Below are 15,302 nucleotides of genomic sequence, written 5' to 3' on the forward strand. Positions count from 1 at the left end.
ATGTCAGTCAAATTACCTAAGCATAACAAAACAACTAAAGGAAATGTGATGAAAAGCGACAACTTATGGCAGTTAGAAGCCCTTGAACCCAAACTATTAATGTCAGCCGACCTAATGCCAGGGGCACATGACATACAAGGTAGTATCGAACAACCTGGTGAACAGGATGTTTATGAACTAGTCATTACTGAAACGAGTAAACTTTTCTTTGATGGGGTGCAAGGTAATGACATGAATTGGCAACTTGACAGCATTGTGAATAATCAACCAATTAGTCAGTTTAGCTCAAAAACGCTAGCTAATGCCTCAGATAAATTTCAGGTTTTAATGCCAGGTAACTATCGTTTGACGGTAGACGGTAATGGTCAAACAATAGATAATTATAAATTTAGAATTTTAGGTGAACAAACAGCAGAGATATTAACAACAAATCAGGATGTCACAGGAGAGTTAACAGGTAGCAATCAGGCAAAACTTTTTCGCATCTCAGTAAATAAAGGTGATGGCTTATTTTTCAAAGGAGATGCAACAAATCAAGGTCAATGGTCATTATTTGATAATCGTGGTGGTCAAATAGTGAATAATCAAAGCCTTGCTAATGATTATGGTATCATTACGGTAAATGAAGATGGTGATTATTGGTTATCAATTGAAGGGATGCCGAATGATGAAAAAAGAAAATATAGCTTCACACTTCATCAACAAACCAGACAGTCACCTATTGCAACTACATTAAATGCTTTAAACCCCATTCAATTTCAACCTGGTGGTCAGTATATTTATGATGTCAGCTTGGAGAATAATGGGTTATTGGCATTAGATTTTCTAATGCAACCAAACAACGATATTAGTTGGAACGTTATCAATAAGATTACCAATCAAAATGTAGTTCTAAATAGTCATGAGGCAATATTATTGCTTAACAAGGGTGAATATCGTATCACCTTGACTAACAATAGTCGTTTTACTGGGGATAACCAGTTGCGTTTATTGGCTGCTAGTCAAAATGATGATTTTGTATCCCTTCCATTAAATTTTGATTACACACCTAACACCAGTTACCAAGCCCAGCTTAAAGCCATTCATGTTGCAGAGCCGGGCAATTATATTATTGATACACAGGGTAAAACTTACCAATATAGTTTATATGATAAGTATTATCACTTGATTACTAAAACCACATTGAGTGATATTAATAACACCATTAACTTGCCTAAAGGTGATTTTTACCTTTGGCTTGATCCGCAGATGGCAACTAACACGCCTTACACCGTTAATATTGGTCGACAATCAGATCAACCCATAGTTGCAGAAACTAATCCTAAGACCAATCCAATTCTTGTATTAAACACAAATAATGTTATTGAAGGTAACAAAACATTTAGCTATGCATTGAATGTAACTGATAATAGCTATTTAACTTTAAATTTATCTTACTATATTTCAGCCGAAATCTATGATAATAACGATCAATTAGTACAATCGGTAGCAGGATCTGGGAATCGTAGAGTTCTGCTAGAAAAAGGTGAATACACTGTTAAATTGAAAACAGGGTATTATGAAGGGAATTATACGGCCTATTTAAGTCCTATTCAATCCTTAAATGCTGACAAAGCGGTTAGCATTACACCTAAGAGTGTTAATCAGCCCCATTTCTTAGCGGTAAATTTAGTTGCTGGTCAGCGTTATTCTATTTCTGCAACCTCTTCTGGCAATGTTGGTAATGCTATTAATGTCAATCTGTATGATAATAACCAGCTGCTTCAAAGTGGTAATGCTTATCAGGAGCAATATTGGTATAATCAAAATATGGTTTTTACTGCACCACACAATGGTGTTTATTACCTTGAAGTACCTTCACATAGTACAGAAACCTATACTTACTCATTACAAACAGGTGCCATAACTCATGTCGCTTATGAAGTGGGTAATGCGTATCAAGGTGGTGATTTTAATTATCAAGATCAGGTTAATCACGTCTTTGAGATTACTCAAGCAGGTAAATATTTATTATCAAACTATGTAGATGCTAATAGTTATATGGTAATGAAACTTATTGATGGCAATGGTGGAGTTACTGATATTAGCAACCAGACGAAATTGGTGGATTTAGCGGCGGGATATTATACGCTACAAGTCAGCAAAACTACCAATCGAATTGGTGGTGTAGGTTATGGCTTTAACCTGCTTGATATCACCACATTAGAACAATTGCCATTTGATGAGCAAGTAACAGGTAGTGCCAATGACTCACGTTTACCCATTGCTTGGAAATTACAGGCATCGCAAGGACAGAGTATCTTAATTGATACACGTAGCCCGAATACCTCAGGTCAAAACTGGTTGTTACTGGACAAAGATGGTACGCAAATCATTCATTATGAAACTTGGGGTAATGGGGATTATTCACAAAAAGTCACCATTCCAACAACTGGCGAATATTACTTAGTTAGTTTTGATAATTATCATTCTAACAATAACCGAACAGATTATCCATCGCTACGCACCATATTTATTAGCGACTATCAGATACACAATCAAACCATTGAAGTTGGTCAAAAGGTTGCCGGTCAACTCATCGCAGGAGATGTCCAACAATTTGATTTTAGTTTAGACAGTGCTAAAAATATCGCAGTTAGTGTCAGAAATGGTAATTACAATATTCGTTTATTGGGGCCTGATTTAAAGCAAAACATACGTCGCTTAAGTGTCAATGAAGAATTACTACAAAATTTCTATCTACCAGCAGGTAATTATCGTATTGAGATTGATGCAACTGGTGTTAAAACACCAAGCTATGAATTTAAAATTGTTGATATTGTTAGCCAATCCCAAACTTTAACCAATAATGGTGGTGTGCTAAATGGTCAAGTAGCCGCTAATGATGGTTTAGCCAGTTATGCCTTAGATGTGCAAGCAGGACAGCAATATGGCTTTAAATTAGAAAATGTTGGTAATTATGAGTTTGTGTACCGCTTGGTTGATGAAGAGGGTCGAGTATTGGTTGATAATCACCATGCTTATCAAAGTACAAACTTTGTCCCTAGTATCACAGGCAAAGTCTATCTCATTATTAATAAATACAATGCAGCTTATATGAATGCTGCTGATTTTAATATTAGATTGACCCAAGCTATCAAACAAACTAAACCTTTAATGACAGACCAAGAGATTTCTGGACGGTTTAATACAGCTGTTGATCAAGACAGCTACCAATTTCAGGTAATTAAAGCTGGATATTATCAACTTACTCAGGTTGTCGCATCTAATAACATTAGATTTGAGTTGTTAAATCCTGATGGTTCATTACTATTTGGTAACACTAATTTGGCAAATTTAAACAATAGTCAAGTCTATTTGAACTCGGGTGATTATATCTTTAGAATTAGTAATACGGCTGAAGAGAGTGGTGAGTATGGATTTAAACTAATCAACTTTGCACCAACTATTAGTGTAAATAACCCACTTGATTTAATCTTAGAAAAGAATCAGAGTCAATCGGCAGTCATTAATAATGCAACCGACACCTTTTATTATCGATTGATGCTAGAAAATGATGATACGTTAACGATTGATGATGATAGCGTGTCTGTAACGCTTTTAGATAAAAATGGCAATGAAGTTGCCAATAGCGATAATGGTAAATTTACACAAAAAATTACAGCAACAGACGTTTATACATTAGCCATTAAATCAACTGTGGCGATTGGCGAACCTCATTTAGTGATTATTAGTCGCAATAACGAAAATGTTAATGCCTCAACTGAGGTAGGTAATACGATTGCTAATGCCCAAGAGATTCTGGTGGCTTTAAATACAACTAAGATTATACCAATCAATATTGGGGATAATAATACCACAACAGATGTTGATTTATATAGAATTTATCTGGCTCAGGGAGAAGTGTTGAAACTATCTGCCCCTAATGGCACATTTGATGGTTATGCACGCATCTTTGATGCTATGGGTGGCGAGGTTGGTCATGTTGATGATGATTCGCTTAATTATACAGCTTTGGCAACAGGCATGTATTATATCGGTATTAGTGGTTATCCAAATCGCTTTTATAACCCAATTGATGATACCAATTTGAGCGATGGGCGAGTTGGCACCTTACAATTATCGGTGTCACGTCTTGTTAATAATGCACCGAATTTACTACCAAGTTATACCAATATCGTTATGAATAGTGACGATCAAGCAATCAATAACTGGCAAGGTAGCATCAACAGCAATGAAACAAAGATCTTTAAAATCTCTGTAGAAGAATCTGGTCTTTACTATTTTGATAATAAATCAACAAATGGTTATGGTTATAATAATACTCAACAAATTGTATTGGCCGATGAAACTGGCAAGATAATTAGCACGCAATTAGATCATCCAGTTAAACTTCACGAAGGAAATTATCAATTCATCATCAGTCAAAAACAAAACTCTAACAATGCTTCTGAAGTTAACTTTGCGCTAAGTAATCTTACTAAATTGGCCACCCCCATTAGTCTAGGACAGGCGAGTAGTACCGAAAATCAAATCAAAAACCAAGTCAAAGCTTACGTTTTTGATGCTCAAGCAGAAGATGAAATCTATTTTAATATTTTAGCCAATACAAACGGTAGTACGGCTTGGCGTATCGTAAATGAACATGGTCAACAAATTCTTACTGGCAAAAGCCAAGAAGACAGCCAATCGGTTAAATTATTTAGTGATGGCAAGTATTATTTAATTTTTGATAATCAAAATACTGAAAATTATATTAACAAGGTAGATTTTCAGATTGATAAAGTTGATAACAGCGATACTAAAGTGGTGTTAAATCAGGCAATTACTGGATTATTAACACCAGCTACACAAAAACAAACTTATCATCTACATCTAGATAAGGAAAAGCAATTATATGTTGATGTTCTTACACCAAATGGTCATGTATATTGGCAACTTATTGATAATTTCACAGGGGAGAAAGTAGCTAGTAACAATTTATATGAAAATCTGCAAGTAATCACCGCTAAAGCAGGTGACTATAGATTGGTTATTGAGACAAATGTTGAAGCCAATCAAAGTTTTGCGTTAAAATTAACGCAAGTAAATAGCGGTAAGACGTTACTTCCGGGTCAGCTGACCCAAAGTCGTTTAATGCCTGATGGTAGCATGGATGAGTACCAATTGGAAGTACAAGCTGGTCAGCGTATATATCTTGATTTCCAAAACTTATTAACACAGCGATACAGCTATGATAGTCAACATGGTTGGGGGTATAACTACGAGGCTCGTGTTCACATTGTTGATCCTTATGGACGTTACCAATCAATAGATAATTCTTTTGATGATAAAGAGTTTGTGGCGAGTGTGTCAGGAACCTACTCAATCATTATTGAACAAATAGGCAATAAGCGTATTGAGGTACCTTATCGCTTTATTGTATTGACCAGTGATGTTGGACAGCAGGCTTGGCCGATTTCACTTAGTGAACAGCCAAGAACGATGGACGTGGTTGTCTCAAACATTCAAATAACTCCGACTGTGGGCGATGTGATTACCTCAAGTCAAAACATTAACATAGAGTGGATAACGACCAATCAAGGCACTAGGGCAACCCAAGGAAATTTTAGCGAACGTGTGATTATTAAAGAAAAAGTAACAGGTAATATTATCGCACAAAGCATTATCATCTATGATGAAGCCACACAAGGTCAACTGCTTGCCCAAGAAAGTAAAGCACGCCATACCACTATCCGTCTACCGAGAGGTGAGGCAGGGGCGGGCGACTTTGAGGTGGTGATTGAAACAGATACTCTCAACAATCAAATTGAAACAGGTGTTGATGAAGAAAATAACACCAGTCGTGCACAATTTACTTCGTTGCTAGCAAAGTACCCAAATTTAACCGTGAGTGATGTCAGTCTTATACCAACAAGTAATTGGCAACCGAATCAGACAGTAACTGTACGCTGGAAGACTAATAACACAGGGACTCAAGTAGCTAAGGGTAGTTGGGTAGAGACGGTTAAAGTTTACAATAATACCACACAAAAAGTCGTAGCCAGTTTTGATATACCAGTTGATGTAGCTCAGATTGCAGTAGGTGGTGGTCGAGATAACCAAGCAAGCTTTATATGGCCTGAGGGTATTAACGGGATTGGTGAATTTACCATTACCGTAACTACCGATAGCCAGCAGCAAGTTGAAGAATCTGAGGGTGTTAGTCAAGAAAGTGACAATCAAGCGTCAATCAAGCTCATGTCAGGACCAGATCTGGTGGTTGATGATCTAACCATCAGCAACCATCAAGTGCAAGCGGGTGATAAAGTCAGTCTAACGTGGAAGGATACCAACCAAGGCACACTAGCGTTACCAAGCAATTATCAAAACCATATTACGGTACGTGCCAAAAATGATGATGGTAGCTTGGGTGCGGCGATTGTTGACACCTCGCTATCCTTTAATGACCAGTTGCCACTGGCGGCGGGTGAAAGCCGAATTCGTCAATTTGACTTTATATTACCTGAAGGTGTTAAAGGTAGTGGCGATTTTGTGATTAGTGTGACCGCTGATAGCAACATTACAGGTGCAGGCATTATTTTTGAAGTCAACCCACAAAATGATGCCGAACAAAATAATCAACAAACGATAAGTTTACACAGTCACAAAAAAACCTATGCCGATTTAGCGGTGACAAGTATTGCAGTACCGACTGATGCCAAATCAGGTTACCCAGCAACAATTAGTTGGACGGTTGCTAACCAAGGGGATAAAGACACCCAAATCAGTAGCTGGGTAGATCGAATTGTTCTGGTGCGTCAAGGGCAGTCAATGAATAATGGCATCGTCTTAGCCCAAGTCAGTCATGATAAGGTCTTAACACAAGGTTCAAGTTACAGTCAAAGCAAAATGGTGCACTTACCACGCAACATTGAGGGTAACTATCAACTGGTGGTAATTACAGACGTCAACCATAGTGAACTAGAACCAGATACAGCGTTTAATAATACTTATATCTCACCAGTCTTTGCCATTAAGCAAACTTATGTGGACTTACTGCCAACCTTAACGATGGTTCCAACCAAAGCCGAAGCGGGGCGTGCCATTAGTGTCAGTTGGCAAGTTGCTAACCAAGGCACTATCGCCACAGATACTAGCAACTACTGGATTGATCAACTTTATCTATCTAAAACAGGTGTACTCGATAACGATGCTATTTTAGTGGGTAGCAAATCGCACGCAGGACAATTAACTGTTGGGGCGAGCTATCAAGAAAGTCAAAGCATCACCATGCCGACCAATCTATTGGGCGACTACTATCTAATGGTGGTCACTGATGCCAACCAAAATATCCATGAGCCCAATCAGCGCAGTAATAACATTGTGGTTAGTGCTCAGCCAATTCGTATTGAGCCTGAACCCTACGCTAACTTGGTGGCTAAAAACTTGGCATTACCCTCAGCACTATCTGTAGGTGAACAACTGATCGTTAGCGTTGATTTAGAAAACACTGGTACTGACCTAATCAATGCCAATACCTATCACACACTCACCTTTATTAATAATCAAGATCCCAATCAGCGTATTACCCAGCAGTTGCCACTTGACAACTTGGTTATGTTGCCAAACAGCACACAAACCAAAACCTTTACCATTAGCGTGCCAAGCCTAGCAAATGGTACTTGGCAGGTGGTGTTAGATTTAGATCGTAGTAGTTATATCAAAGAATCTAATGATGCTGACAACCAAATTGTAGGCACCCTTGAGATCGTCTCACCTGACTTACGGGTAAGTGATGTTGCCACAACAGGAGCACGTCAAGGCGGTGAAAGTCTACAAATTACCTGGAACACAGTTAATGCAGGCAGTCAGATAGCGCGCAATGTCGTTGACCGAGTATATTTAAGTAAAAATGGCAGTTTAGGCGTTGGGGCTATCCTACTCAAAGAAGTCAGTCATGAGGAGTTGGCTGCCAATAGTCAAGTAACCAATCAGTTCAGTTATGAACTGCCAGTTGACTTACAAGGTGAGTGGTTTTTGGTGATTGTCACAGATGCGACCAACAGCAATCGTGAAAATGAGTTAGAAGACAATAACACGCTAGCGATAGCAATGAATATCGCTGTAAATAGCTACGCCGATCTTAGTGTTAGTCAAATCCAAGTACTGCCCCAAACTATTGGCGATCCAGCAAGTTTGACTGTTAACTGGACAGTTAGCAATCAAGGCTTAGGCTTGGGTAAAACCCTAAGCTGGACAGATAGCATTATCTACTCTGCCAACGATACTTTGGGTGATGGTGATGACATGATACTAGGGCACAAAACCCATAATGGTGGCTTAGCTGTAGGTGAAAGCTACTCGGATAGTATCACCTACCAATTTGGTCCAGGCTTTACCCGTCATGGTAAAATATTTGTCAAAACTGATGGTGGTAATCAAGTTTGGGAGAATGGGTTAGAGAGTAACAACATCAAGATGAGCGACACGGTAGATGTTATGCCGATGGCTTATGCTGACTTAACTGTTGATGCTATTTCCACTAATACTACCGCGTACAGTGGTCAAAGTATTGAGGTGACTTGGCAGGTGAGTAATCGAGGTATTGGTATTACTAACACCAACCAATGGACGGATAATATTTGGCTATCTGACATAACGGGTAAAACTTGGGCATTAGGTAGCTTAACCCATTTGGGGGCATTAAACGCCAATGATAGCTACCGCAATACCATAACTGTAACATTACCCAATGGGCTTACTGGTGACTATACTTTGCATGTAAAAACTGGTGGTCCATTTGAGTTTATTCATGGGGACAACAACACATCGCAAATTAGTTTACCGATTAGCCTATCACCGACCCCCGACTTGGTGGTGAGTCAAATCAGTTTGCCATCGAGTGCTTATGAAGGTGATTTAATACAGTTTAGTTGGCAAGTAAAAAATCAAGGTGTAGTACAAGCGACAGGAACTTGGATAGATGAGGTGCGCTTGGTCTCGGTTAGTGATCCAACCAAAACCATTAGCTTAGGCAACTATCAATACCATGAGCCTTTAGAGGCAGGTAAAACCTATACCCGTGAAGAGCAAATTCGTTTGCCTAATCGGCTTGAAGGATTATGGCGCTTGGAGATAGTAACTAACAAAAACGGCTCGCTCTATGAAGATGTCGCTGCCTTGCAAAACAACCAAAAACTATCGGATACAGCACTGGCTGTCAGTCTGCTACCACGTCCTGATTTACGCATCACCGATGTAGAAGCCCCAGAGAATGTAATGGCAGGCACTCGAGCAACGGTGAAGTTCGTCGTGGCTAATACTGGCAGTATTGCCACTAATAAACAGTGGCAAGACGCAGTTTACTTATCGCTTGATGGCACATTAAGTGCAGATGACAGATTGATTGGTCATATCCCCAATCCAGTGGCATTAGCACCAACAGAAAGCTACAGCTCACAAAGCACCACTTTAGATATTCCTATCAGCTATCGTGGTGATGTGTATGTGATTGTGGTGGCAGATGGCGGTCATGCAGTTGAAGAATACCCTAATGAGAATAATAACTATTACGCTAAAAAACTGCATGTGAATGCAGTGCCCTTTGCAGACTTGGTGACCAGTGATGTTGTCGCCCCTGAGCAAATTGCCCATGGGTCAACCGTTGAAGTTACTTATAAAGTAGCCAATAAAGGTTCTGCTAGAACACAAGGGTTAAGAAGTAGTATTGATAGCTGGACGGATACAGTATGGCTTACCAAAGACCCAACTCGTCCGCGCCCAGAACGTGGTGATATTTTGATAGGTAAAGCCACACATCAAGGGCATTTAGAGGTAGGTCAAGATTATCTAGGTAGTATTCAAGCAACGATTCCAGAAGGGACTTTATCAGGCCAGTGGTATATCCAAGTTTGGAGTGATAACTACGGTGTGATCTTAGAAGACACACTTGCTTCAAATGTCAACTTAAATGACCCCAAAGAGTTGGACAACAACAACTATGCCGCTAAAGAGGTCAATATTTTAGGTTACACCCCACCAGATTTAAAAGTAGTGGCGGTGAGTGCAGACAAACAAGTACAAGCAGGCAAAGAGTTTACCTTTAGCTATACTGTACAAAACATCGCAGATGCCTTTGAAGAAAAAACCAACAATCAGGTTAATCAGTGGGTAGATGAGGTTTGGTTAAGTGACAACCCAGATTTAACAAAAGCTACAGAAAAATGGCTGTTGGGCGAATATACTCAAAAGCGTGCGTTGGGTAATCAAGAAAGTTATAGTAATACTCAAACGGTGATTTTGTCACCATCTATTGATGCTAGGTACATCATTGTTCGTACAAATTCATCGCCCAGCGCAAGTAAGCCAATCACAGAGATTACCAAATCCAATAACCAAGCCTTGGCAGAGACGCTTGTCAGTAGTAGTCCAGCGGACTTGCAAGTTACCAACATTACAACCCAGCTTGATAATTTCTCAGGCGAGTTAACACCTATTAGCTGGACTGTGACCAATCAAGGTGCTGATGTTTGGAATCGTACGTCTGGCTGGAATGATGTGGTAGTGATTAGTAAATACCCCAAGATGACTGACGGTTACTATCAGATCATTGGTCAGTATCAACATAACAATAGTCAGGGGTTAAAAGCAGGCGAAAGCTATACCGCAACCATACAGGCTAGACTGCCAATAGGCGGCGATGGTAAATATTATATATTTGTGGTTACAGATGCTGTTGTTGATGATGGTAAAGTAAGACCTAAAGAAGAATATAATAATAACTCACCCACAAATCACAATGAGGATGGACTTAACTACTACGGAGGTAAAAACTTTGATTCAAAATATGCTGGATCTGTGTATGAAGGGACTTTAAATACCAACAATATCAAACGTGGTGAGCTCAATATTACGTACCGTGAGCCAGATTTGGTCTTCGAAGATATTAAACTATCAAACTCAACGCCAAAATCTGGGGAAGAGATGACAGTAACTTGGACCGTTAGAAACCAAGGCACCCGTGAGACACGTTCAGGATTTTGGTTAGATGGTCTTTATTTATCTAAAGATGAGGCATTAGATAAGAGTGATTTTGCGTTAGTGGATCGTGGTAGCGATATTGAACGTAAAACTAGAGCACGTATCACCACCGTTAGCCAAGTTGATAACAACAAAACTGTCCATTACCTAAAACCGGGCGAAAGCTATACAAATACTGTAACATTTAGACTACCTACCAATATTGGTGGTGACTACAAACTTATTTTAAAAACCGATACCGAGTTTTTAAACGATCCTGAGCATGATGGCATCACTAGCACGATTCGTCCCGATCTTACTACTATTAAGGCTACAAACATCAATAATGTCATGGAATTTGCCAATGAGGGTAATAATGTTAAAGTCATTGATTTGCCAGTTACTTATGTATTACCACCAGATTTACAGGTGGCGAGTGTTACAGCTGACACTGGTGTGATTGCCGGTCAACAATTTAACCTTCGGTACCGTGTGGTAAATAGAGGTGGTGATGTGCCAAGCGATCAGTATGGTTGGTACGATAAAGTTTACTTGTCAAAAGATCGCTTTTTAGATATCAGGAAAGATACCTATTTAGGATATGTGGAACACCAAGGCGGTCTTGTTAAAGACGCCAGCTATGAGGCTAGTTTATCGGTCAAGGCACCGATTGATTTTAGTGGTGAATACTATGTTTTTGTGGTGACGGATGCAGCTAATGACGTGGTGGGTAAAGTACGTGAATTTACAGGTGATACCAATAACGACACGGCTGCCGAGCAACCGATTTTAATTACCCTGCCACCACCAGCCGATTTGGTGGTTAATGACATTCAGTTGCCAACCAGTGCCAACGTGGGCGATGAAATTGCCATCACCTACACAGTTAAAAATCAGTCTGACAACCAAGCCTATGGTCGTTGGTCAGATGCAATCTACATCTCAAGTGATAACAGTTGGGATAAGGGCGACATATTGTTGGGTCATGTGATACATGATGGCGGTTTGGCAGCAGGTAGTGAATACCAAGCAACATTAAAGAGTTATATTGACGTCAATGGTAAACAAGTTAAAATCACCATGCCACCGTTAAAAGATGGTAATTGGCATATCGTGGTACGTCCAGATGCTTACAATGAGGTGTATGAGGGCAAAATCCGCTATACCGAAACTGGTTTGATTAGCGATCCAGCGGAAGCCAATAATGTCGCCAGTTCAGCGACAACCATAGCAGTTACCGTACCTAGTATTACCTTGGGCACAGCACAAGACCTAAGTTTGGTGAGTGGTGAAACCAAGTTGTATAAATTAAATGTTCAAGACGGTGAGACATTACGTATCTTATTAAATTCTACAACCAGTCATGCCAATAATGAAGTGTATGTACGCTACGGCGATATTCCAAGTGGCTACAATTACGATGCGGCGTACACCCAAGGCTTATCGGCCAATCAAAGCGTTATCATTCCAACAACCAAAGCAGGTGATTATTATATCTTAGTCAAAGCACGGGACACTGGTAAAGACGAACAGCCAATTACCCAGCCAAACGTTACCTTATTAGCACAAGCAATGCCATTGAGTATCACCAAAGTTACTCCGGACCAAGGAGGACGTGGAGATGATAATCATCGCTGGGTTACCATGGATATCTATGGCACCCACTTTGCTGCCGGTGCAGTGGTAAAAATTAGCCGTCCTGGGGTGTTTGAAATGGATGCGGTACGTTGGCAGGTCATTGATGCTACTCATATTCGTGCAATCTTTGACTTACGCCAAGTGCCCTTTGGTTTGTATGATGTTGTGGTGAAAAACCCGAATGGCGATACCGTGACCGAGGCTTATCGTTATTTGGTTGAGCGCATGATTGAGCCAGATGTGACCATTGGTATTGGCGGTAGTCGCACCCTTGAGCCTGGCGATAAAAATGATTATAGTGTTAGCTTGCAAAGCCTAACCAACGTTGATACACCGTATGTACGCTTTGATGTGGGCAGTACGGAGATGGGTTATAGTGACAATCTTATTGAAGGACTGGCACTACCATACGTCATCTTTGCTTCTAATATTGCAGGTCAGCCAAATGGTCAGGCAGTTGATATTGCCAATAATCAGCAATACGGTGAAACTCCATTGACTGGGAAATTGCGTCAAGATATCCCTTGGGCAGCACTAGACAATGCGTTAAATACCAGTGGCTATAACTTAACCCCAGGCTACGCATTTGATGTGAATGCAGGTGGCTTTGTGGGTGCCACCTTTAACGTGCAGACCTATCCTGGGTTAAAAGAGTGGTTAGCACAAGACTTTGAAGGCTTGCGGGATAAGTTATATGCCATTCGTCCAGAGTGGAAAGAACAAGGCTTACTTGACGGCGGTGTTCAAGATTTAGACAAAATCAACAGTGGATTAACCAAAAAGTTCTTAACCATTGATGAAGATACCGGAACCAATTTAACAAAAAAAGAACTGCTCTCACTACCGTTTAGATTTGATATATTTGGTAGTGCAACACCAATCACCAGAGCCGAGTTCATTGTTGATCAAACAGCACATGCTGAGAAACTACGTCAAGCGATTTTAGTGGATAGTGGCGCTAATGATGTATTAAAGCTACTGGCGGCAGATCAAGAGCAGTGGCAGGCTGGGTGGCTTGCTGCCCTTGAAATTGCAGGGTTATTACGCCCAGAAAATGAAGCACCACCAATTCGTGATGATGTCAAAGTAGTCAGTTTAAATGCCATCTTGTCCACAGGCATCTTGGTGGGTAAAGCAGGCAGTGAATATAACACACAAAAAGACTTGGTGGCATTCTTTGCTAAAGTGCAAGCTTGGTACGGAGACACAGCACGTTACTTAGGCGATCCAGAGGCACAAAAAGCACCTATTGACTATTACGAATCACGTTCAGATCAAGAAGGCAACTTTGTTGAAGTGCCAGTATTTAAATCACCAAAGGCTGAGTTGTTTGACTTAAATGCGACAAAAGGCACATATTTTTTAGACTTTAATGTGTATGCTGGTAGCCAATCGGAATTAGAGTATTTACGCCATATCGGTCAATTAGATGATGAATTTAAACCAATTGGTCCTAAAGCATTGAGCCTTACCCAATATCTAATGCAATTGGCTGAGCAAAACTTAGGTAGCACGGTAAGCATCAAAGGACCTAAGGCGTTGGCAAATACCGAAGGGGTTAGCTTCTTACCTAGTGGGGTATCACTACCTTATCAAATTAACTTTACCAATACTGGTGAACAAGGAGTAAAACAAATTCGCTTGGTTAGCCAACTAGATGATGGCCTGGACCCATATCGTCTACGTTTGCAAGATATTAAAATTGGCGATATTAATGTACACTTACCTGGTGATAAAGCGGCGTTCCAAGGTGATTTTGACTTTACGGCAAGTAAAGGCTTTATCTTACGAGTCAGTGCTGGAGTGGATGCGGTTAACCGAGTGGCAACTTGGCTGATTCAAGCCATTGATCCTAATACTGGCAATGTAATTGATATTGACGGTAAGGCGTTATTAGAAAAAGGTGATGTGGGTTTTGTTAGATATAGTATCAGTGATGATATTGATGCAATGCAAGATGATGTGGTGAGCAGTCAAGCCCGTATCTTCTTTGATAATCAAACTCCAGTAGACGCAACCCCAATTCACTATCGGTTGGATAAAATTGCACCACAAAGTCGTGTCGTTGCTAGCACGCGAGATGCTGGTGATGTGCCAAGCTACGATGTTACATGGCAGGCGGTTGATAGTGGCAGTGGGGTAAAACATGTCACCGTATATGTTGCTAAAGATGGAGGTGACTTCAAGATTTGGCAAAAACAAGTCATCGGTGATCACGGTCAAGCTGTATTTACTGGAGAAGCTGGTAGTTATTATGAATTCTTAAGTGTCGCAACAGATTTGGCGGGCAACCAAGAGCAAGCACAAATTAGCAATGCTGTCTTACCTGATGACGGTAGCCAAGCAAGTTTGCTTGAACAACTTGGGGTGGTAGAACAACTGGTTCAAACAGCACAAACTCCAACTGCACCGCAAGATCGCACCTATGAAAACAACGCCCTATTTACCGAAGTAAAAAAAGGGTTGCCTGGATTCATCGCTGATAAACCCGCAACTGGAATTAGTACGACGCATGATTTACAATCAGTGCTAGCACCGTTTAGTTTGCGAGGCTTTGCTACTGGATTTTCCCAAAGTACTGCTATGGGTAGTAGTGCCATGGTGCAACTTAGTAATGGTCAACTACTGGTCAGTGGGGGCGAGTTGCGTAACAACGTCTATCA

The 15,302-nt window shown here is 40.3% G+C and carries 1 protein-coding gene (cut by a window edge); it reads left to right on the forward strand.

The features are described 5' to 3' along the window. A protein-coding gene (locus tag MOB01S_RS01495) for an Ig-like domain-containing protein (protein ID WP_066800563.1) crosses the window boundary here: on the forward strand, positions 1-15,302 show its beginning. The gene runs 17,128 nt beyond the window's last position; the window shows 15,302 of its 32,430 coding nt (coding positions 1-15,302); it begins with the start codon at positions 1-3; its stop codon lies off the right edge, out of view.

This window comes from Moraxella oblonga NBRC 102422 (assembly GCF_001598275.1).
In the GTDB taxonomy this organism is placed as follows: domain Bacteria; phylum Pseudomonadota; class Gammaproteobacteria; order Pseudomonadales; family Moraxellaceae; genus Moraxella; species Moraxella oblonga.